This window comes from Amycolatopsis sp. cmx-8-4 (assembly GCF_046548675.1).
In the GTDB taxonomy this organism is placed as follows: domain Bacteria; phylum Actinomycetota; class Actinomycetes; order Mycobacteriales; family Pseudonocardiaceae; genus Amycolatopsis.
The window spans coordinates 288,338-307,977 of record NZ_JAEBDZ010000003.1 but is presented as its reverse complement, the minus strand read 5'-3'; the positions used below and the strand labels follow the sequence as shown (position 1 = coordinate 307,977).

Genomic DNA, 19,640 nt, shown 5'->3' with positions numbered 1-19,640 from the left:
TCGAATGTCCGAGACAGTAAGTGAATAGTATTCGCGTTTCAAGCTTTGTTGTCGTACTTTAGACCTCGTGACCAGTGCGACGGTGTACGACTTGGCGACCAAGGACCTCGATCCACCCTTGGCCGTCGTCGACTTGGCTGCCTTCGACGCGAACGCCGACGACCTCCACCGACGCGCGGGCGGCAAGCCCATCCGCGTCGTGAGCAAGTCGGTCCGCTGCCGGGCGTTGTTGGAGCGCGTGCTCGCGATGCCGGGCTTCGAAGGCCTGATGTGCTATTCGCTGGCCGAGGCCATCTGGCACGTCGAGCAGGGTACGACCGACGACGTCGTCGTCGCCTACCCGACGGCCGACCACGACGCCCTCCGCCGCTTGGCCGCGTCCGAACAAGCGCGCGCGGCGATCACGATCATGGTCGACTCGCCCGAGCACCTGGACCTGGTGGACGCCGCTCTCGGCCACGGCCACCCGGAAATCCGCGTCTGCCTCGAACTCGACGCGTCGTGGCGCCCGGTCCCGGGCCTCCACGTCGGCACCCGGCGGTCCCCGATCTTCACGCCGAAGCAGGCCTCGACGTTTGCCCGTCAGATCGTGGCGCGCGCCGGCTTCCGGCTGGTCGGCGTCATGGCCTACGAAGGCCAGATCGCCGGCCTGGGCGACGCGGCCGGTCGTCGCGCGAACCAGCTGGTGGTCGGCTGGATGCAACGCCGGTCAGCGGCCGAACTGGCCCGCCGCCGCGGCGCGGTGGTCCGCGCGGTCCGCGAGGTGGCGGACCTGGAGTTCGTCAACGGCGGCGGCACCGGCAGCATCGAGTCGACGGGCGCGGACGCCGTGGTCACGGAGATCGCCGCGGGCTCGGGCCTGATCGGCCCGACGCTGTTCGACGCGTACACCCGCTTCCACCCCCGCCCGGCGGCGCTGTTCGCGCTCCCGGTGGTCCGCCGCCCCACGCGCAAGATCGCCACGCTGTACTCCGGCGGCTACATCGCCTCGGGCCCGACGGGCCCGTCGCGCCAGCCGAAGCCGTACCTGCCGGCGGGCCTGAAGTTCCTCGGCTTCGAAGGCGCGGGAGAGGTCCAGACCCCGGTGACGGGCCGAGCCGCCCGAACCCTGCAACTGGGCGACCGGGTGTGGCTGCGCCACGCGAAGGCGGGCGAGCTGGCGGAGCGCTTCACGCACTACCACCTGGTGCTGGGTGACCGGGTGGAGCGCACGGTCCCGACGTACCGGGGCGAGCACCAGAACTTCGGCTGAGCCTGCCGCGGGGACCGCCAAACCGTCGCCGCAGCGGCTGCCGCGGGTGACCGCCAAACCGTCGCCGCAACCGACCGCAGCGGACTACCGGCGGCCGGCTTGCGACCAGCAGCAAGGGCCCGCCACGTCCGTGCGCGTGAACACCGATTTCCCCACCGAACCGGCCGCAACCTCGGCGTTGTCCCCAACCCCGGACGGGCGAACCAAGGCCCCCGGCCAGCACCCCCGCCCGGAAAGCAGCCCCCACCACTCCCAGGGGGGCGTCCCCACGTCCAGTCTATCGGCGCCCCCGGACGAACCCGGCCGGAAGCGGGCGAGACCCCAGGTTTGTCCACAACTGGGGAAGCCTGTGGACAACTTCTGTGGACAGCTAGGACTTCTCCCCGAACCGCGCCGCCAGGTACCCCTTCACCACGTACTTCGCCTCCGCCACGAACTTCTCGTCGCCGCTCGGCTCCTTGCGGAAGGCCAGCTTCAGGAGCGCGTCCGCGACCTCGTTGGCGATCGTGATCGCGAACCGGAGGTCCTCCACCGGGCGGTCGACCTGGGAGGCCAGGAGATCCGTCAGGGAGTCCACGATCACCGCGTTGTTGTCGCGGGTCTCGTCGAGCAGCTGGCGGTCGATGATGTCGCCGAAGTGGACCTTCGAAAAGCCGGGCACCGAGCGGTGCATCTCCAGGTAGATGTCGAGGATCGAGTCGACGACGTCCCACCAGTGCTCCGGGCCGAGCTGGTTGAGGCGCTCGTTGACCGCGCCGACGAACCGTTCGAGGTTCCGGGCGGTAAGCGCTTGCACGACAGCACGCTTGTCGGGGAAGAACTGGTACAGCGAACCGACGGCGACCCCTGCTCGTTTGGCTATCAGCGTGGTCGTCAGCGCGTCGTAGCCGAGCTCGTCGATCAGCGCCGCGCTCGCGTCGAGCATCTGCTCGACCCGTTTCGCGCTGCGTTGCTGGACCGGCTGCCGGCGTAGGGGGGTCGCTTCTGCCGGCACCTTCGCGGCCTGGATGTCGGACACGGCACTCCTCCTCGTCTGATCTGGGACTTTATCGCGCCGACGGGCTTCCCCCCGGACGAGTGAAGACCTAGTATATGAGAACTTTTCATGTTCACCCGTACGGGTGGCCTGACGAAGGGGTCAGCAGCCGGTGCAGAACCCGAACTTCCCGCCAGACTTCCTTTGGGGTGTTTCGACCTCGGCGTTCCAGATCGAAGGCGCCACCACCGAAGGCGGGCGCGGTCCGTCCATCTGGGACACGTTCACCGCGACGGAAGGCAAGATCGCTCGCGGTGAAGAGGCAAACGTAGCCGCCGACCACTACCACCGCTACTCCGAAGACATCGCGCTGATGGCGGAACTCGGCGTCGGTGCCTACCGGATGTCCATCGCCTGGCCCCGGATCCAGCCCGACGGGAAAGGCGCGCCCAACGCCGAGGGTCTCGGGTTCTACGACAAGCTCATCGACGCCGTGTGCGAGGCCGGCATCGCGCCCGCCGTCACGCTCTACCACTGGGACACCCCGCAGGCCGTCGAAGACGAAGGCGGCTGGCTCGCCCGCGGTACCGCTGGGCGCTTCGCCGAGTACGCCCACATCCTCGGGGAACGTTTCGCCGATCGGGTGAAGCTGTGGATCCCGTTGAACGAGCCGATGGTGATGTCCATCTTCGGTTACGCGATCGGCGAGTACGCACCCGGAAAGACCCTCCTGCTCGACGCCATCCCGACCGCGCACCACCAGAACCTCGCGCACGGCCTCGCCGTCCAGGCGCTGCGCGCGGCCGGCGCCACGAACATCGGCACGGCCAACAACCACTCGCCGATCTGGCCGGTCGACGACAGTCTGGAGGACGACGCGGCCGCGGTGTGGCTCGACGCGCTGCTCAACCGGCTCTTCGCGGATCCCGTTCTGCTCGGCACCTACCCCGAGCAGCTCCACGAGCACCTGCCCGCCGGGTTCGCCGGCGACCTGCCGACGATCGCCCAGCCGCTCGACTTCTACGGCGTCAACTACTACGAGCCCCAAGGCGTCGCGAAGCCCAGTCCGGGCAACCCGCTGCCGTTCGACCTCCGCCCGATCGAGGGCTACCCGATGACGACCAACGACTCGCCGATCGTCCCGCACGCCCTGCGTGAACTGCTGCTGGACTTCCACCGGCGCTACCGCGACAAGCTGCCGCCGATCCAGATCACCGAGAACGGCTGCAGCTTCGCCGACGTCGTCGGCGAAGACGGTGGCGTGCACGACCCCGAGCGGATCGACTTCCTGCACAGTCACCTCGTCGCGGTGCGCGAGGCGATGGACGCCGGAGTCGACGTCCGGGGGTACTTCTGCTGGTCCCTGATGGACAATTTCGAGTGGTCCAAGGGCTACGCGCCGCGCTTCGGCCTGGTGCACGTCGACTACGAGACCCTCCGGCGCACGCCGAAGGACTCGTTCCACTGGTACCGGAAGCTGGTGCGGGATGAGCAGTGAGACGACCGAGGCCACGGGCCTGCCCGAAGCCCTCGCCGAGCCCGTCGTGCGGGTGCGGCCCGGCTGGATGAGCCTGCTGTTCTTCGCGAACATCGCGCTCTGGCTGGGGATCTACGCGCCCATCCAGGTGCTGCTGCCGCAACAGGCGGAGTTGCTCGACCAGGTGAACAAGGAGTTCGTGCTCGGCATCGTGATGGGTGCCGGCGCGATCGTGGCCCTGATCGTCAACCCGGCGGTCGGGCTGCTGTCGGACCGGACGTGCTCGCGCTTCGGCCGTCGCCACCCGTGGACGGTCATCGGCGCGGTGGTCGCCGCGGTGGGCCTGCTGGTGCTGGGGTTCGCGCCGGACGTCGCACTGCTGATCACCGGCTGGTGCCTGGTGCAGGCCGGGCTCAACGGCATGCTCGCCACCCTGATGTCCGCCATCGCCGACCGGGTCCCGGTCGGGCAGCGCGCGCAGGTCGGCGGGCTGGTCGGCATCGCGCAGATGCTCGGCACGGTGCTGGGCGCGGTGGTGGTCGTCGTGATGCTCGGCATCGCCGGGATTCCGCTGGCCTACGCGGTCTGTGCCGGGATCGTCCTGGTCGGGGCCGCGTTCTTCGTGCTCCGGACGCCGGACGCGCGGCTGCCGGTCGAGCACCGCCCGTCGTCGGCGGCCGGCGAGGTGCTGCGCAACCTCTGGGTCTCGCCGCGGCGGCACCCGGACTTCGCGTGGGCCTGGTCGTGCCACTTCATGATCAACCTCGGCAACGCGTTCGGGACGCTCTACTTGCTGTTCTTCCTCAAGGACGCGGTGCACTACCCGGACCCCGACACGGGCCTGTTGATCATGATGGGGCTCTACGGCGTGGCGCTCGTGATCGGGGCCGTGCTCGCCGGGCACTTCTCCGACAAGTCCGGACGGCGTAAGCCGTACGTCCTTGCGGCCTCCGGTGTGATGGCGTTGGCCGCTTTGCTGCTGGTGATCTGGCAGAGCTGGCCGGTCGCGCTCGCCGCGTCGCCGCTGCTGGGCGTCGGTTTCGGTGCGTACATGGCCGTCGCGCTGGCGATGCTGACGCAGGTGCTGCCGACGGCGCAGGACCGCGCGAAGGACCTGGGCGTCATCAACATCGCGAACTCGCTGCCGCAGGTGGTCGCCCCGCTGCTGACGCCGCTGGTGCTCGCGTACCTCGGTGGCTATTCGGGACTCTTCGCCGCTTCGGCCGTCGCGACGCTGCTGGCCGCGGTGCTGGTCCTGCGGGTGAAGGCGGTCCGGTAGCGACCGGATGCAGACGTGGAACCGCGGGCCGGTGCCGGTCGGGGGAGGGGAGTGCAACGGCACCGGCCCGCGGAATTCGGGGCCGCACGTAAGGGGCGGGCGCGCTGCGGATCAACTCCATGATCACGCTGCGCTTGATGATCAATCTAGCGGGCGATTACCACCCCGGCTAGGGCTAACGCGTATTTTTTTCGATTAATCGCGATGGGGGCCGAAGGGTTGACCGGGGACTGGTTCGCGCTGCTCGGGGGTGCGGGCGAAACAGTCCCCGGCCAAGGCGAGAGCCGGCGCGGGTCCGATGGGGCGATCGGTCGGCCGCGCTCCCGGACCGGGGTGGATCAGGCGGTGAGCGCGCGGCGCGGGTTCACCAGGGCGTGCCGCCCGGTGGTCTCGGCCGGAGAAGGGGCGGGCACCGGACGGCCCTGGGCCGGCACCGGGCTCGAGCCCCGGCCCTGCAGCCCGCGGGCTGCCGAGGCCTGCTGCGGGGCGAGGCCGCCGGCCACCAGGTGCTCGTGCGCGACCTGCCAGACCGAGCACGGCGCCTTGCAGCGGTGCCACCGGGTCGAGCAGGTGGGGCAGTCGCCGCGCTCGTCGGGCTCGTGCATCTTCAGCATCGCGCGCCACGCCTCCGTGAGGCGGGGGAGTTCGGAGCGCGCGACCGAGACGAGCGACTGGGCGTCGGCGCGGTTCGCCAGGTCGGTCAGCATGTCGAGGCGCTCCCAGACCGCATTGCGGAGGACCTGCCCGAGTACCTGATCCATTGTCAGCTCACCGTTACCTTTCCGCCATCTTGGCGGCTTCGTTGAGCGCGGCGCGCAGCTGTCCGAGCTGGCCGGACGTCAACCGCGCGGTCTCGCCGGGGGGCGAGACCAGTACCACCTGGTTGTCCTCGACGAAGACCGTCACCGCGCGTTCGCGCTCGATGAGGTCTCCGCACTGCACCCGCCACACGAGCTGGCCGCCTTCGTAGTGGCGGACGGCCGCGGTGCGGGGGTCCACCGCGGCGGCGGGGGTGACCGGACGGACAGGGGAGATGGGAGAGACCGCCGGCCGCACGGCACGAGTGGCCGTACCGACATGTCCCCCTGCGAACGAGTCCACGAACTCCACGCCCTTCTCCGCTCTGTCGTCCTCTTCGAAACTGCCTTCTGCGACATCGCTTCGTCTTCGCGTTGTCACAGCGCTGCGGTTTTCGTAGCTCTCCGTGATCGCAACCGGTGTCCGGACGGTGACGGAGATCTGACAACTACAGTGAGGTGAAACCGGGTGCGATAGAAGGTCGAAATGGCGTCATAGCGGTGACCGGACTCGGTTCCACGGTAAGCGGTCAACGGACTTCGCCCGGACCGATCAGGCCGCGGTTCGCCTGGTTCACAAGGTTCGGCAGCTTTGCTTACGCTGATTCACAGACGCCCGACCGGACAGTGGAGGGGGCGCGATGGACGCCAGTAACGGTGGCAGTGCCGACGCCCGGCAGAGCCACGCCGTTCCCGCTGACGCGTGGGAGCAGCCCGAGATGAGAGCTGCGCTCGCCGCCCGTGAGATCAGCGCCGTCTACCGGCTCCTTCGCAAGCATGGTGTCTCGCAGCGCCAGATCGCCGCGATGACCGGCCAGTCCCAGTCCGAGGTGTCGGAGATCCTCAAGGGTCGCCAGGTCATGGCCTACGACGTCCTCACCAGGATCGCCGACGGCCTGGGTGTCCCGCGTGGATACATGGGCCTCGCCTACGACGAGGCCACGGCGATACGCGTCGTCGGCTCCGCCGACGGCCAGCAGGCTGAGGAGGACGAGTCCGTGAAGCGACGGAGGTTCCTCGCGCACGCCGCCCAGGTCACGATGGGTGCGGCGGTGTTCGGTCCGGAATCGGGCACGTGGTCGGCGGGACCGGCGCGAACGCCCGCTCCCGGGCGCATCGGGATGACCGACGTGCGCCAGGTGGAAGCCGCGACGCGCGCTCTGCGCGCCCTGGACTACCAGTACGGCGGCGGGTTCTGCCGCGACGCCGTCGTGGCGCAGCTGTCCTGGGGCCAGCAGATGCTGGAGTCCAACGGCACCGACCTGGTCAAGAACCGGCTGTACGTGGCGCTCGCCGACCTGCACTCGCTGGCCGGGTGGACGTCGTTCGACACCGGGCTGATGGACTCCGCCCGCGGCCACTTCGCGAACGCGCTGGACCTGGCCAAGCAGGGTGAGAACCACCCGCTGGTGGCCAACGTGCTCTACCGCATGGGCCGCGTCTACCTGCACCAGGACGCCCCGAACGACGCGCTGAAGCTGTTCCAGCTCGGCCAGATCGCCGCCCAGGAATCGGGCTCCGAGCTGGCGGTGTCCGTGCTCTGCGCGAACGAGGCCTGGGCCTACGCGATGATGGGCAACGAGGAGCAGGCGGTGAAGCTGCTCGGCCGGAGCAAGGACGAGTTCGAGCGCGCCAACCTGGCCGAAGCCGAGTCGTGGGTGAAGTTCTTCACCGAGACCGACGTCTACGCCATGGTCGGCACCGTCCACACGGTCCTCGCGCAGAAGAACGCCGAGCACACCAAGTTCGCGATCCCCGCGCTGAGCAGGGCCGTCGACTCCTACGACGACGAGATGGCCCGCTCCAAGACCTTCATGCTGAGCGCGCTGGCCACCAACCACCTGCTGGACGGCGACCTCGACCACGGTTCCAAGGTCGGCGGCAAGGCCATCGACTGCGCCGAGGGCATCAAGTCCGAGCGCGTGAAAGACCGGATGCGGCCCCTGCAGGAAGAGGCCGAGCGCCGCCGCAACAACGCCGACGCCCGTGACCTCGCCGATCGCCTCCACGCTTTCTACGCCGCGTAACGCCGGAACCGTCTTGGACGGACGGTTCACCCCGGAGAAGCTGCGCGGCGTGCTGGCCGAGACCTGCACGCTGCTCGGCCTCGACCCCACCGGCGCGCGGCTGCTGCGGTTCACCAACAACGCGGTGTACGCACTGGTCACGGCCCCGGTCGTGGTCCGGATCGTCGGCTCGACCCGGCTCCGGCACCGCGTCGGGACCGTGGTCCGCGTCGCCCGCCACTTCGAAGCCCACGGCGTCCCGGCGATCCGGCTGCTCGGCGGCGTCGAGCAGCCGCTGGCGGTCGGCGAGCACCTCGTGACCGTGTGGCACCAGGTGCCGAGCATCGGCCGGCCGGCGTCCCCCGCCGACCTGGCCCGCCTGCTGAGCCAGGTGCACGCCCTCCCCGCGCCCGACGGCCTCGCCGAGTGGGCGCCGTTCGCCGCCGTGCGGGCCCGGGTGTCCGACGCCGAGGAGATCAGCGCCGCCGACCGCGCGTTCCTGCTGGAGCGCTGCGCCGAGCTCGAGGCCGCGCTGGCCGGGCTGGAGTTCCCGCTGCCCCGCGGCCTGGTCCACGGTGACGCGTACCCCGGCAACGTCATCCCGGGCCCGGACGGGCCGGTGCTCTGCGACTTCGACTCCTCGTGCGTCGGCCCGCCGGAATGGGACCTGACGCCGCTCGCCGTCGGCCGTGAGCGGTTCGGGGACCCGCCGGTGCAGTACCGGACGTTCGCCGCGGCCTACGGCTTCGACGTGACGTCCTGGCCCGGTTTCGCCGTGCTGCGGGGGATCCGCGAATTGAAGCTGACGACCAGCGTGCTGCCCATCCTGCGCAGCCGGCCCCAGGTGCGGCCGGAGCTCTTCCGCCGGCTGGACGATCTCCGGCACGGCCGGACGGACGTCCGGTGGACGCGTTACCGCTGAGCGGACGCTGTCGCATTATGTGACCGGCGCCACATTCTGCACGTGCATTCGACGACCGCGGATGACCGTTCGTCGCTTACGGAATGTCGTCTGCTCACGGTAGAAAGTTCTGCCCGACCGGTCACCTCCAATGGATGCCCAGTCATTCCAATGCGCAAGTTGCAGCTACACGCCGTGACTCGACATCGGTTCTAGCTGCATTGGTGCGCGTTCAAGACGCGACGACCGGCGCGCGCGTGAGCACGACGGCGAAGCCGAACGCCAATCCCATGACCGTCAGCTCGAGCGTCGCCCACGAGGCGAGCGCCGTACGGTTGTGCCGGACGATCTGGGGCATCAGCCGCCAGCGGACGTTCGCGCCGAGCAGGGCGATCACCCCGGTGCAGGCGAGCTTGAGGATGAGCAGCTGCCCGTACGGCGTCGTGAAGATCGCCGCCCAGAACCCGATGGTCGGGTTGAGCGAGATCTCGATGAGGCCGTTGAACAGGCCGGTCGCCGCCGAGATGATCAGGCAGAGCGACGCCAGCTTCGAGAACCGGGGCATCGCGTGCGCCAGCAGCGTCCGGTTCGCGACGAGCAGCACGGCCATCGCGCCGAGGCCGCCGGTCCAGGCGACGGCGCTCATGACGTGCAGCTCCATCGAGATCATCGTGTAGTCGTGGTAGCTCCAGTTCGACGCGTGCCCGGTGACCGGCAGCGGCAGCAGCGCGAACAGGCCGAGCCCGACGCGGACCTCGGCGGGGATCTTCTCGCCGTACCGCAGGGCGAGCGCGCCGATCCCGGCGTGCGCCAGCGCCAGCACGGCGACGATGACGAGCGCCTTCCCGGCGCCGACGTTCGCGATGTAGCCGCCGATGTCGGACGCCGAGAGCGTCGACGACCCCGGCTTGTACTCCGCGGTCTGCAGGACCAGCGTGACGACGGCGGTCGTGGCCCAGATGAGCGCGGCCGCGACGCCGGCCGGCCGGGCCAGCCGCATGATCGGCTCGGTGAGCTTCGGCCGGTCGTACCCGACGAGCACCGACAGCAGCGCGAGACCGATCGTCGTGACCGCGGACAGGTCGAGCAGCACGCGGACGATCGGGATGCCGGCCGAGACCACCGCGCTGGGCTCCACCACGCCGGGAACCGGGGTGCTGGCGGTGAGCGCGACGCCGATGAGGGCGCCGAGCAGTCCCGCCGTCACCACGCAGAGCAGCGTGACGTAGCGGGGCTTGGTGGTGGTCTCGGCCTGGGTCATCGCCTTAGTTCTTTTCCTCGACCGCTTTGCCGCCCGAGCGCAGCGCGACGACCAGCCCGATCGCCAGCAGGACGACCGCGCCGGCGATCCACACCCAGATCGGCACCCCGGTGGACGACGACTGCGACGTCGCCTGCGAGGAGGAGCCGCCGGGCGACTTCGCCGCGTCCACGGTCGCCGGCGTGCCGGTGCCCGCGGCGGTGAGGGTGAACGTCAGCTCGCCGGTCACCGGGTGGCCGTCCGCGGACAGCACCCGGTAGCCGATGGTGTACTTCCCGGCCGGTCCGAGCGGCCGCAGCGGCGCGCTGATGACGTTGTTCACCACGCTGATCGGTCCCTCGGCCCACTGGCCGCCGCCGGGTCCGGTCACCGCGATCTGGTTGACGTCCGCGCCCTGCACGTACTGGTCGAACGTCAGGCTGACCTTTTGCGGCCCGGCGGCGACGGACGAGCCGTTCGCCGGGTCCGCGGAGATCAGCACGTTGTGCGCCAGCGCCGGGGTGGCCGTGCCGAGCACGGCCACCACCGTCAACGCCAGCGCCACGTGCGCTTTCCGCATTTAGCTGGCGCCTCCCGGCTTCGCTGTGGCCTTGCGGGCCCGGATGGTCGCGCCGGCCCCGACACCGAGACCGATCGCGCCCACGAGCAGGCCGGCTCCGCCGAGCCAGCGCGCGGTGCTGTCCGACGTCGACGACGCCGCGGCTTCAGTGTGCTCTCCGGTGGTCGACGCGGTGTTCGCGCCCATGCCGCCGTGGTCGTCGCCGTCCGCGGCCTTCGCGGCCAGCTTGACGGCCGGCGCCGGGTGCTCCGGCTCTTCGCCACCGGCCGGGGTCGGCTGGTTCCAGTCGACGACCTTGCCGTCGCTGTAGGTCTGGTGAGCCGGGAACTCCACCTCGTCCACGTTGGACGGCAGCGGGCCGAAGCTGACCTCGAACTCCTGGTAGTTGGTGGACTTGAGCTCGCTGCCCGGCGCCGCGGTCCACGTCACCGCGGTGACGGCCTCGGTGATCTGCGTGCCGTTGTCCTTGGTGATCGGGGCCGGCAGCTTCGACTTGGTGACCTCGGCGGTCCAGCCGGGGATCGGCTTGGTCCGCACGCTGCCGATGCCGTAGTCCGCCTTGAAGTCGACGGCGACCTTGGTGGTCATGGTCGTCGGCTCTTCGCTCGGCACGCGGAACACGATCGCCGCGTAGCCGCCCTTCGTCGGCTGGGCGCCGTAGACGTTGGCGGTGACGTGCGCGGAGGCGACGCCGGTGCCGAGGAGACCGGCGACACCGATGGTGGCGGCGAGGAAACCGGCGCGCTTGAAGACGTGCTGGGACATGCGTTCACTCCTGATGAACTCAAAAGGGGACAGCGAACTCGGGGGTTCGCTGGTGCGGGGGAAGAAGCTCGGTTCAGGAGTGGGCGGGCGGGCCGCGCCGCCCGCGGATCCGGCGCAGGTCGACGCCGACGAGGTGGCTCGGCGCCGCGGTGCGGGCCGGGACGAGCGAGGCGGGCGCGACCGGCACCGGCAGCGGGCCGAGCAGCCGCGGCAGGATCGCGCGCAACGCGGCCAGCAGGGCGAGCAGCGTCTCGTCCGCGCGGGCGAGCAGCAGCGCCGTGACCACGGTCGCGACGGCGTGCGCGGTGACCATGCCGAGGCTCTCGGTGCCCGGCATGGCGTACATGTCGTGGTGCCCGGCGAGCGTCGTGAGCAGCAGGTGCATCACGAGCTGGGCCGCGCCCAGGAGGCCGATGGTGGCGAGCGGGCCGCGCGCCTTGCGGGCCAGCGCGGTCGCCGTCCAGCCGAACAGGCCGCTGAGCAGCGCGGTCATCGCCGGATCCGGCAGGCCGCCGTCGGCGAGCCGGTGCGCGGTGACGGTGAGCGCACCCGCGGTCACGGCGAGCAACGCGCCGCGAGTAGCACCCAGCACGGCGGGACGCCGTCCTGGAGTGCTCATGCCGAGCAGCCTAAGTGACGCCCCGACGGGTGATCGTCCGATCCCGTCAAGTGAGCACACACGAAGTTCACGGTTCACGTACGGGATCGGTTCAACGCTGTCGTCGCCGGGTCTCCGCCCCGGGCCGGGGCTCCGCCACCCGGAACCCCCGAAAAATCGGCCTTTTGTTGCCGATCACGCTCGGATACGGAACGGTGTCGGAATCAATGAGGCCTGGAACGGGGGTTTGGCTTCGGCACACGGTGGGTACTGAGCCGTCGGTCAGGAGCTAGCCCGTTCGGGTGAAGCCTCACGGACGCGGGCGGGAGTGCGGACACGGATGAATCTCTTCGAGTACATCTCGGACCGGGCGAGCAAGTTGTGGTTGGAGGCCTACCTGCACACCAGCTTGGTGGTGCAGTGCACGATCCTCGCGGCGGTGCTCGGCGTGCTGATCGGGGTGGCGGTCTACCGCAGCCCGATCGGCTCGGCGCTCGCCACCGCCCTGGCCAGCACGATCCTGACGGTGCCGTCCTTCGCCCTCCTGGGGCTGCTGATCCCGATCTCCGGGCTCGGTCCGACGACCGCTGTCATCGCGCTGGTGCTCTACGGCCTCCTGCCGATCGTCCGGAACACCATCGTGGGACTCGACGGCGTCGACCCCGCGATCACCGATGCCGCGCGCGGCATCGGGATGAGCCGGTTCGGCGTGCTGACCCGGGTCGAGCTGCGGCTGGCCTGGCCGGCGATCCTCACCGGGATGCGGGTCTCCACGCAGATGCTGATGGGCATCGCGGTGATCTCGGCCTACGCGAAGGGCCCCGGCCTCGGCGCCGAGGTCTTCTCCGGGCTCACGAACGCGGGGAGCACGAACTCCCTGAACCAAGCCGTCACCGGCACGGTCGGGGTCGTCATCCTCGCCCTGATCCTCGACGGCGTCTACGTCCTGATCAAGCGCTTCACCATCTCGAGGGGTGTCCGTGGCTGAGAACGCTGTGACCGAAGAAAACGGCGTCTCCGGCGTCGAGATCGAACTGGAGCACGTCACCAAGAAGTACGCCGGGACCCGCGAAGCCGCCGTCGACGACTTCTCCATGGTCGTGCCCGCCGGGAAGATCGTCGTCTTCGTCGGCCCGTCCGGCTGCGGCAAGACCACCACGATGCGGATGATCAACCGGCTGATCGAGCCGACGTCCGGCCGGATCACCATCGGCGGCGACGACGCGCTCAAGCTGGACGTCGACACCCTGCGCCGCCGGATCGGCTACGCGATCCAGCAGGCCGGGCTCTTCCCGCACTTCACCGTCGCGCAGAACATCGGGGTCGTGCCGGGCCTGCTCGGCTGGGACAAGCAGAAGGTCAACGACCGGGTCGAAGAGATGATGGACCTGGTCGGCCTCGACGCGTCCGACTTCCGCGACCGCTTCCCGCGGCAGCTCTCCGGCGGTCAGCAGCAGCGTGTCGGCGTCGCCCGCGCGCTGGCGGCCGACCCGCCGGTGCTGCTGATGGATGAGCCGTTCGGCGCGGTCGACCCGATCACCCGCGGCAACCTCCAGGACGAGCTCCTGCGGCTGCAGACGGAGCTGAAGAAGACCATCGTCTTCGTCACGCACGACTTCGACGAGGCTGTGAAGCTCGGCGACAAGATCGCCGTGCTGGGCAACCAGTCGTCGATCCTGCAGTACGACACGCCCGAGGCGATCCTGGCGAACCCGGCCAACGACACGGTCGCCGGCTTCGTCGGCGCCGGTGCGTCGCTGAAGCAGCTGACACTGCTGCGGGTCCGCGACGTCGAGCTCCAGCAGGACGCGCTGACCGCGACGGTCACCGACGACCCGGCCGAGGTCCGCAAGAAGCTCGAAGACCAGCGCAAGCACTTCGCGCTGGTGCTCGACCAGCGCAACCGGCCGATCCGCTGGGCGCACGCGCGCGAGCTGACGGCGGGGTCCTCGCTGGCGACCGCCGGCCGGCCGCTGCGCGACATCGTCAGCCTGCAGTCGACGCTGCAGGACGCGCTCGAGGCGATGCTCGCCGAGGGCGGCTCGGTGCCGGTGACCGGCGCGCGCGGCGAGTACGCGGGCACCATCCAGCTGGACACCGTGATCGCGACCATCCAGCAGCTGCGCGAGGAGCACACGAACGGCGAGGAGGTGTCCGCATGACCGCTGCCGTCGATACCGGCTTCTCCACCGAGTCCGGCTCCAAGCGCGCGGAACGCGTCCGGCTGTTCGCGCAGCCCGTCGTGGTGCTGGTGATCGTCGCCGTGACCCTGATCTGGGTGTTCTCGAGCGGCCTGACCGCGACCGAGAAGGAGACCCTCAACGCGTCGTCGCTGTTCACGGCGCTGGGTGATCACGTCCTGATGACGCTGGTGGTGACCGCGATCGTCGTACTGGTCGCGGTGCCGCTCGGGGTGATCGTGACGCGGCCGTGGGCGCGCTTCCTCGCGCCGATCTTCCTGGCGATCGCGAACATCGGCCAGGCCGCGCCCGCGCTCGGCGTGCTGGTGCTGTGGTTCATCGTCACCGGCGCGACCGGCGGGCTGTGGGTCGCGGCGCTGCCGCTGGCCTTCTACTCGCTGCTGCCGGTGCTGCGGAACACGATGGTCGGCATCCAGCAGGTCGACGAGTCGCTGATCGACGCGGGCCGCGGCATCGGGATGTCGGCGACCGCGGTGCTGTTCCGCGTCGAGATGCCGCTGGCCGTCCCGCTGATCCTGGCCGGCCTGCGCACCTCGCTGGTGCTGGCGGTCGGCACCGCGACGTTCGGCATGTTCGTCAACGCCGGCGGGTTCGGGCTGCTCATCGACACCGGGTACAAGCTGAACCTGACCTCGGTGCTGGTCACCGGTTCGGTACTGGCCGTGGCGCTCGCGCTGCTGGTCGACTGGCTCGGCGCGGTCGCCGAACAGTTCTTCGGACCGAAGGGGCTGCGATGAAATTCCGGCGCATTACGGCAGTCTTCGGCGCGGCGGTGCTGGGCGCGACGCTCTCCGCGTGCGGGCTGACGGTCAACCAGGCCGTGCCCTACGACATCCAGCCGGGCACGATCCAGCCGATCCCGTCGCTGCAGGGCCTGAAGGTCACGGTGGGGTCGAAGGACTTCACCGAGAACATCATCCTGGCGTACATGGCCGAGATGGCCCTGACCGCGTCGGGCGCCGACGTCGTCGACCTGTCGGACATCAAGGGGTCCAACTCCTCGCGGCAGGCGCTGCTCTCCGGGCAGACCGACGTCACCTGGGAGTACACCGGCACGGGCTGGATCAACTACCAGGGCAACGAGCTCCCGGTGCCCGGCGGCGAGAAGGCCCAGTACGAGGCGACGGCCAAGGCCGACGAAGAGAAGTTCGGCGTCACCTGGCTGAACTACTCGCCGCTCAACGACCAGTACGCCTTCGCCGTCACCGAGGCGTACGGCGCGCAGAACAACCTGAAGACGACGTCGGACCTCGCGGCGTTCATCAAGCAGAAGCCGGACCAGGCGGTGTTCTGCCTGGAGACGGAGTTCACCAGCCGCCAGGACGGGTTCCCGGCCGCGGTGAAGGCCTACGGCTTCCAGAACCCGAAGATCGAGAACTTCGGTATCGGCACGATCTACTCGGCGGTCGCGGGCGGCACGTGCCCGGTCGGCGAGGTGTTCACCACCGACGGCCGGATCTCCGGGCTCAACCTGCGGGTGCTCGAGGACGACAAGAAGGCGTTCCCGCAGTACAACGCGGTCGCGACGCTGCGCACGGACTTCGTCAAGGCGCACCCGGACATCCGCGGCCCGCTGGAGAAGATCAGCGCGGCGATCGACAACGAGCAGATGGTCCAGCTCTGCAAGCAGGTCGACGTCGACGGTCAGGACGCGGGCAAGGTGGCCCACGACTGGATGGTCAAGAAGGGCTTCGTGAAGTAGCCCGCCACGACGGGGAACGGCCGGGCAGCACACGCTGCCCGGCCGTTCCGCTGTCTCAGGCGGCCGCGCCGGGACCGGGCAGCGGGTCGACGTCGCGGGCGTGCATCGGCTCGCCGCAGTGGGTGCACCGCACGCCGGCCGCGCTGAACTCGCCGCACCCGCGGTGGCGGTAGACCACCGGCGGCCCGGCCGCGCCGGCCAGCCACTTGTCACCCCAGCCGGCCATCACCATGAGCAGGTCGACGAGGTCGGTGCCCTTCTCTGTCAGGACGTACTCGTAGCGCGGCCGCTGGTCGTAGGGCCGCCGGTCGAGCACGCCGTGCTCGACGAGGTGGTTCAGCCGCTCGGTCAGGACCTTGCGCGAGATGCCGAGGTCCGTCTGGAGCTGCTCGAACCGGGTGAAGCCGACCCAGACGTCCCGCAGGATCAGCGGTGACCACGGCTCGCCGATGACGTCGAGCGTGCGGGCGATCGAGCACGCCATTTCGCCGAAGTTCGTCCGCTGCATGCGCCCAGTCTACGCCTCGGGGTTCCCTTAGGGAACTCTGACTGCTACGGTTCTGGAGTCTCTTGAAGGAACCCTGGGAGGATGACGAGATGGGCAAGGTCTTCGGCGCACACGCGGTGTCGGTCGACGGGTACATCACCGGCGCCGGACCCGGCCCTGGTCACGGGCTCGGCGACGGCGGTTTGCTCTTCGACTGGTACTTCGCCGGCGACACGCCCAGCGCGGTGTTCGACGGCTTCAAGCTGAGCGAGCCGAGCGCACGGGTCTTCGACGACGTCGCCGGCCGCGTCGGCGCGGTCGTCGCGGGCCGCAACACCTACGAGGACTCCGACCGCTTCGGCGGCGGCAGCCCGCACCCGACGGCGCCGCTCGTCCTGCTCAGCCACCGCCCGGCGCCCGGGATCACCGACCGGCAGACGCTCGTCACCACCGGGATCGAGGACGCCGTCGCGGCGGCGCGCGGGATCGCCGGCGACAAGGACGTCACCCTGATGGGTGGCGGTGTGCTGACCGAGGGGCTCAAGGCGGGGCTCGTCGACGAAGTCGTCCTGCACCAGGTGCCGGTCCTGCTCGGCGGCGGGCGTCCGTTCTTCCGGGCGCTGCCCGCGCACGTGCGCCTCCGCCTGCTCGAAGTTGTCCCGGCGCCCGGTGTCACCCATCTTCGATACGCAGTCGAAAACTGAAGGAGCAACTGACCATGATCAACGACGACGTCCGCGAGATCCTCGACGGCACCCCGATCGCCCACATCGCCACCGTGCTGCCCGACGGCGGCCCGCACGCCGTCCCGGTCTGGATCGGCACCCACGGCGACCACATCGCCGTCTTCACCGGCCCGGGCGCGCGCAAGGCCCGCAACTGGGACCGCGACCCTCGCGTCGCGATCTCCCTGACGCCGGCCGACAACCCGTACCAGCCGGTGATCATCCGCGGCACGGTCGTCGAACGGGTCGACGGCGACGCCGGCTGGGCCATCGTCGACACCATCGCGAAGAAGTACACCGGCGGCCCGTACCCGCGTGAGCAGGAGCGTTTCGCCGTGCTCATCGAGCCCACCAGCCAGCAGGTGGGGATGCGCTGAGGCCTAAGCGCTGTCCTGCAAGTCTCGCTCGCAGGACACCGCCTAGATGCCCAGGCGGTGCAGCAGCTGACCCTCCAACCGCTCCAGCTCGCCGGCGACCGCGCGGTGCGCCGACTTCCGGCGCGCCGCCGGCATCCGCTCGGCGGCGCGGACCGTCGCCGACAGCTGCTCCAGCGTCCCGAGCGAGTCCTTCACGAACTCGACGTCGGCGGGCGTCGCCTTCTCGGACTTCTGCAGGTCCCGGCAGCCTTCGGCGATGCCCGCGATCCGGGCGTGCAACGCCGCGCCGCGGCCGGTGTAGCTGCCGAGCTGGTCGACCTCGACCCCGAGCTTCCGCGCCTGGTAGCGGTCGTACACCTCCCGGGCGGCGCCCGCCGCGCGCACCGCGTACGGCGCGACCACGGGAATCACGACGGGGCCGAGTACTTTGGCCACCGCGATCGCGTTCTTCGCCTTCTTGGGGGTGAATCGGCCTTCACCCTCGACCTTGGCCTTGCGCGCCATGGCACCTCCTGCGACGTGTCGAAGTCGAACTTACTGGTCTTGCCCGTGGCGGGCATGGCGGCTCGGCGGTGGCCTCTAGAGTGATCTCCATGAAGGGCGAGGTGGTACTCGACGCGGGAGCGGTCAGCCGTTGCCGCCGCCGGGTGCACCTCGAGCACGATCCGCTGATGCGCGGGGTCCCGCTGTCGCCGCCGGATCCGACGGCGCAGCAGCGGATCGCCGACGCCGCGGCGCATCGGGACGACATCGTCACCCGGCTGATGGCCGCGTCCGGCGGACCCGATCAGTGGGTGAAGATCGACCGCGACCTCCCGGCCGGCGAGCGCGTCGAACGCACCGAGCAGGCCTTCGCCGCCGAAGCGCGCTACATCTGGGGCGCGTTGCTGCCGGTCGACCCGGCCGGGCACCGGCGCGGCGGCATCGACCTGCTCGTCCGCACCGGCCGCGGGTACGTGCCGGTGCTCGTCGTGCGCCACCGCATCACCGACCGCGGCGCCGGCGCGATCGTCACCGAGATGACCGACCTCGACCCGGCCAACCGCGCCTCCGACAGCGGCCGCAAGGTCCGTTCGCAGCCGCGTGACCAGCTCCGGCTGGTGCACATCCGCCGGATGCTGCAGACGCTCGGGCAGGCCGACGAAGGCCTCGTCCTCGGCGGCGTGATCGGCCTCGACGCCGATGTCGTCGTCTGGCACGACCTCACCGCGGGCACCTGGCCGAACGGGCGCAGCGCGATCACCGAGTACCAGGCCCGGTTCGCCGACCGGCTCGCCATCGCCAACGCCGCCGCGAACGGCGAGGAGCCGCTGGCCGAGCCGTCGCGGGTGCTGGAGTGCCGCGGCTGTCCCTGGTGGCCGACGTGCGAAGCGCTGCTCACCGAGACCCGGGACGTCAGCCTCGTGGTGCGCGGCGAGGACGCGATGGAGCTGCGCCGCGCCGGCGTGTCCACTGTGGACAACCTGGCCGCGCTCGACCCGGCGGGCGAGGCGCCGGTGATCAACTGGACCGGCGTCACGTTCCCGGACGCCGTGGTGCTCGCCCGCGCCTGGCTGGCCGGCCTCACGCTCGTCCGCCGCGTCGACCGGGTCGACGTGCCACGCGGGGACGTCGAGGTCGACGTCGACATGGAGAGTTTCGGCGACGCCGGCGCCTACCTCTGGGGCTGCCTGCTCAGCGGCGCCGACATCGGCCTGGAGCCGGGCTACCGCGCGTTCGCGACGTGGGCCCCGCTGCCGACCGGCGACGAAGCCCGCTCGTTCGCCGAGTTCTGGGCCTGGCTGACCGACGTCCGCGAGCGCACCGAAGCGGCGGGGCTGACCTTCCGCGCCTACTGCTACAACGCGCTCGCCGAGAACCGCTGGCTCTTTGGCTCGGTCGAGCGCTTCGGCGACCACCCGGGCATCCCTGCGAAGAAGGACGTCCAGTCCTTTGTGGACTCCGAGGAGTGGGTCGACCTCTTCCGCAGCGTCACCGACCAGTTCCTGTGCTCCCAAGGCAAGGGCCTGAAGGTGATCGCCCCGGCCGCCGGCTTCTCCTGGCGTGACCCGGAGGCGGGCGGCGAGGCGTCGATGCGCTGGTACCGCGACGCCGTCGGGATGGACGGCGAGGCGCCGGACGACACCCAGCGCGAGCGGCTCCTGCGTTACAACGAGGACGACGTCCTCGCGACCCACGCGCTGCGCGGCTGGATCAGCGAGCGGGCCCAGGTCGAGGTCCCGTACATGTTTGACCTCTGATTGTTTCGTTCACTAAGACACTTGCCTGCTGGCGCGT

The 19,640-nt window shown here is 70.2% G+C and carries 21 protein-coding genes; 12 read left to right on the top strand and 9 right to left on the bottom strand.

The genetic code is table 11. The annotated features are described in order from the left end of the window. The first annotated feature begins 67 nt into the window (after positions 1–67). The gene (locus ACLJQZ_RS07520) at positions 68–1,252 is read left to right on the top strand and encodes an amino acid deaminase/aldolase (protein ID WP_410619332.1); all 1,185 of its coding nucleotides are present in this window, start codon (positions 68–70) and stop codon (positions 1,250–1,252) included. A gap of 370 nt (positions 1,253–1,622) precedes the next feature. Here ACLJQZ_RS07520 and ACLJQZ_RS07515 read toward each other — a convergent pair whose 3' ends face one another. Then, complete coding sequence (locus ACLJQZ_RS07515) at positions 1,623–2,270, bottom strand: TetR/AcrR family transcriptional regulator (RefSeq protein WP_247059740.1); 648 nt, start codon at positions 2,268–2,270, stop codon at positions 1,623–1,625. A gap of 130 nt (positions 2,271–2,400) precedes the next feature. Here ACLJQZ_RS07515 and ACLJQZ_RS07510 point away from each other — a divergent pair, with 130 nt between their 5' ends. Both ACLJQZ_RS07510 and ACLJQZ_RS07505 read left to right on the top strand, forming a co-directional pair. Next, positions 2,401–3,726, top strand: coding sequence for a GH1 family beta-glucosidase (locus tag ACLJQZ_RS07510; RefSeq protein ID WP_410619331.1), 1,326 nt, complete (start codon positions 2,401–2,403; stop codon positions 3,724–3,726). Beyond that, positions 3,716–4,984 (top strand): MFS transporter, encoded by a 1,269-nt coding sequence (locus ACLJQZ_RS07505; protein WP_410619330.1) that lies wholly within the window; start codon positions 3,716–3,718, stop codon positions 4,982–4,984. The genes ACLJQZ_RS07510 and ACLJQZ_RS07505 overlap by 11 nt, the downstream gene beginning before the upstream one ends. Positions 4,985–5,322: 338 nt before the next feature. Here the strand turns inward: ACLJQZ_RS07505 and ACLJQZ_RS07500 are convergent, their stop codons facing one another. Then, positions 5,323–5,745: a hypothetical protein gene (locus tag ACLJQZ_RS07500; protein ID WP_410619329.1), complete on the bottom strand. Its 423-nt coding sequence runs from the start codon at positions 5,743–5,745 to the stop codon at positions 5,323–5,325. A 13-nt stretch (positions 5,746–5,758) separates the two neighbouring features. Beyond that, on the bottom strand, positions 5,759–6,094 hold the full coding sequence (locus ACLJQZ_RS07495; RefSeq protein WP_247059747.1) for a hypothetical protein: 336 nt from the start codon (positions 6,092–6,094) through the stop codon (positions 5,759–5,761). Between the two features lie 328 nt (positions 6,095–6,422). Here ACLJQZ_RS07495 and ACLJQZ_RS07490 point away from each other — a divergent pair, with 328 nt between their 5' ends. After that, positions 6,423–7,808, top strand: a complete 1,386-nt coding sequence (locus ACLJQZ_RS07490; protein WP_410619328.1) for a tetratricopeptide repeat protein — start codon at positions 6,423–6,425, stop codon at positions 7,806–7,808. Positions 7,809–7,821: 13 nt separating this feature from the next. Beyond that, the gene (locus ACLJQZ_RS07485; protein WP_410619327.1) at positions 7,822–8,709 is read left to right on the top strand and encodes a phosphotransferase family protein; all 888 of its coding nucleotides are present in this window, start codon (positions 7,822–7,824) and stop codon (positions 8,707–8,709) included. A 211-nt stretch (positions 8,710–8,920) separates the two neighbouring features. On the opposite strand, the gene ACLJQZ_RS07480 is transcribed toward ACLJQZ_RS07485, so the two are convergent. The 4 genes from ACLJQZ_RS07480 to ACLJQZ_RS07465 form a co-directional block, all read right to left on the bottom strand. Beyond that, positions 8,921–9,949 (bottom strand): copper resistance D family protein, encoded by a 1,029-nt coding sequence (locus ACLJQZ_RS07480; RefSeq protein WP_410619326.1) that lies wholly within the window; start codon positions 9,947–9,949, stop codon positions 8,921–8,923. A gap of 4 nt (positions 9,950–9,953) precedes the next feature. Next, the gene (locus tag ACLJQZ_RS07475) at positions 9,954–10,508 is read right to left on the bottom strand and encodes a copper resistance protein CopC (RefSeq protein ID WP_410619325.1); all 555 of its coding nucleotides are present in this window, start codon (positions 10,506–10,508) and stop codon (positions 9,954–9,956) included. Then, the gene (locus ACLJQZ_RS07470; protein ID WP_410619324.1) at positions 10,509–11,273 is read right to left on the bottom strand and encodes a YcnI family protein; all 765 of its coding nucleotides are present in this window, start codon (positions 11,271–11,273) and stop codon (positions 10,509–10,511) included. Between the two features lie 73 nt (positions 11,274–11,346). After that, a complete protein-coding gene (locus ACLJQZ_RS07465) occupies positions 11,347–11,841 on the bottom strand; it encodes a hypothetical protein (protein ID WP_410619559.1) in 495 nt (164 codons plus the stop codon). Positions 11,842–12,211: 370 nt separating this feature from the next. Between ACLJQZ_RS07465 and ACLJQZ_RS07460 the strand changes: the two genes are divergently transcribed. The 4 genes from ACLJQZ_RS07460 to ACLJQZ_RS07445 are packed head-to-tail and all read left to right on the top strand — an operon-like array spanning position 12,212 to position 15,774. Then, positions 12,212–12,859 (top strand): ABC transporter permease, encoded by a 648-nt coding sequence (locus tag ACLJQZ_RS07460; protein WP_247059756.1) that lies wholly within the window; start codon positions 12,212–12,214, stop codon positions 12,857–12,859. Beyond that, complete coding sequence (locus tag ACLJQZ_RS07455; protein WP_410619323.1) at positions 12,846–14,033, top strand: ABC transporter ATP-binding protein; 1,188 nt, start codon at positions 12,846–12,848, stop codon at positions 14,031–14,033. The genes ACLJQZ_RS07460 and ACLJQZ_RS07455 overlap by 14 nt, the downstream gene beginning before the upstream one ends. Continuing rightward, positions 14,030–14,809, top strand: a complete 780-nt coding sequence (locus ACLJQZ_RS07450) for an ABC transporter permease (protein WP_395920072.1) — start codon at positions 14,030–14,032, stop codon at positions 14,807–14,809. Before ACLJQZ_RS07455 ends, ACLJQZ_RS07450 begins: the two co-directional genes overlap by 4 nt. Further along, the gene (locus ACLJQZ_RS07445) at positions 14,806–15,774 is read left to right on the top strand and encodes a glycine betaine ABC transporter substrate-binding protein (RefSeq protein ID WP_326945504.1); all 969 of its coding nucleotides are present in this window, start codon (positions 14,806–14,808) and stop codon (positions 15,772–15,774) included. Before ACLJQZ_RS07450 ends, ACLJQZ_RS07445 begins: the two co-directional genes overlap by 4 nt. A 55-nt stretch (positions 15,775–15,829) precedes the next feature. On the opposite strand, the gene ACLJQZ_RS07440 is transcribed toward ACLJQZ_RS07445, so the two are convergent. Further along, on the bottom strand, positions 15,830–16,282 hold the full coding sequence (locus ACLJQZ_RS07440) for a winged helix-turn-helix transcriptional regulator (RefSeq protein ID WP_410619322.1): 453 nt from the start codon (positions 16,280–16,282) through the stop codon (positions 15,830–15,832). Between the two features lie 89 nt (positions 16,283–16,371). On the opposite strand from ACLJQZ_RS07440, the gene ACLJQZ_RS07435 reads away from it, so the two are divergent. Together ACLJQZ_RS07435 and ACLJQZ_RS07430 are read left to right on the top strand one after the other, a co-directional pair. Next, a complete protein-coding gene (locus ACLJQZ_RS07435) occupies positions 16,372–16,965 on the top strand; it encodes a dihydrofolate reductase family protein (protein ID WP_410619321.1) in 594 nt (197 codons plus the stop codon). 14 nt (positions 16,966–16,979) lie between these two features. Then, positions 16,980–17,363, top strand: coding sequence for a PPOX class F420-dependent oxidoreductase (locus tag ACLJQZ_RS07430; RefSeq protein ID WP_410619320.1), 384 nt, complete (start codon positions 16,980–16,982; stop codon positions 17,361–17,363). Between the two features lie 42 nt (positions 17,364–17,405). On the opposite strand, the gene ACLJQZ_RS07425 is transcribed toward ACLJQZ_RS07430, so the two are convergent. Continuing rightward, entirely contained in the window at positions 17,406–17,867 is a 462-nt protein-coding gene (locus tag ACLJQZ_RS07425; protein ID WP_410619319.1) for a DUF6474 family protein, read from the bottom strand. 89 nt (positions 17,868–17,956) lie between these two features. On the opposite strand from ACLJQZ_RS07425, the gene ACLJQZ_RS07420 reads away from it, so the two are divergent. Then, positions 17,957–19,603, top strand: coding sequence for a TM0106 family RecB-like putative nuclease (locus ACLJQZ_RS07420; RefSeq protein ID WP_410619318.1), 1,647 nt, complete (start codon positions 17,957–17,959; stop codon positions 19,601–19,603). Positions 19,604–19,640 lie beyond the last annotated feature (37 nt).

Bases quoted from the DNA above. Each gene is read 5' to 3' on its own strand.
- ACLJQZ_RS07505 (WP_410619330.1), top strand. From the start codon at position 3,716: ATGAGCAGTGAGACGACCGAGGCCACGGGCCTGCCCGAAGCCCTCGCC.
- ACLJQZ_RS07500 (WP_410619329.1), bottom strand. From the start codon at position 5,745: ATGGATCAGGTACTCGGGCAGGTCCTCCGCAATGCGGTCTGGGAGCGC.
- ACLJQZ_RS07490 (WP_410619328.1), top strand. From the start codon at position 6,423: ATGGACGCCAGTAACGGTGGCAGTGCCGACGCCCGGCAGAGCCACGCC.
- ACLJQZ_RS07480 (WP_410619326.1), bottom strand. From the start codon at position 9,949: ATGACCCAGGCCGAGACCACCACCAAGCCCCGCTACGTCACGCTGCTC.
- ACLJQZ_RS07475 (WP_410619325.1), bottom strand. From the start codon at position 10,508: ATGCGGAAAGCGCACGTGGCGCTGGCGTTGACGGTGGTGGCCGTGCTC.
- ACLJQZ_RS07470 (WP_410619324.1), bottom strand. From the start codon at position 11,273: ATGTCCCAGCACGTCTTCAAGCGCGCCGGTTTCCTCGCCGCCACCATC.
- ACLJQZ_RS07460 (WP_247059756.1), top strand. From the start codon at position 12,212: ATGAATCTCTTCGAGTACATCTCGGACCGGGCGAGCAAGTTGTGGTTG.
- ACLJQZ_RS07450 (WP_395920072.1), top strand. From the start codon at position 14,030: ATGACCGCTGCCGTCGATACCGGCTTCTCCACCGAGTCCGGCTCCAAG.
- ACLJQZ_RS07445 (WP_326945504.1), top strand. From the start codon at position 14,806: ATGAAATTCCGGCGCATTACGGCAGTCTTCGGCGCGGCGGTGCTGGGC.
- ACLJQZ_RS07440 (WP_410619322.1), bottom strand. From the start codon at position 16,282: ATGCAGCGGACGAACTTCGGCGAAATGGCGTGCTCGATCGCCCGCACG.
- ACLJQZ_RS07435 (WP_410619321.1), top strand. From the start codon at position 16,372: ATGGGCAAGGTCTTCGGCGCACACGCGGTGTCGGTCGACGGGTACATC.
- ACLJQZ_RS07430 (WP_410619320.1), top strand. From the start codon at position 16,980: ATGATCAACGACGACGTCCGCGAGATCCTCGACGGCACCCCGATCGCC.
- ACLJQZ_RS07425 (WP_410619319.1), bottom strand. From the start codon at position 17,867: ATGGCGCGCAAGGCCAAGGTCGAGGGTGAAGGCCGATTCACCCCCAAG.
- ACLJQZ_RS07420 (WP_410619318.1), top strand. From the start codon at position 17,957: ATGAAGGGCGAGGTGGTACTCGACGCGGGAGCGGTCAGCCGTTGCCGC.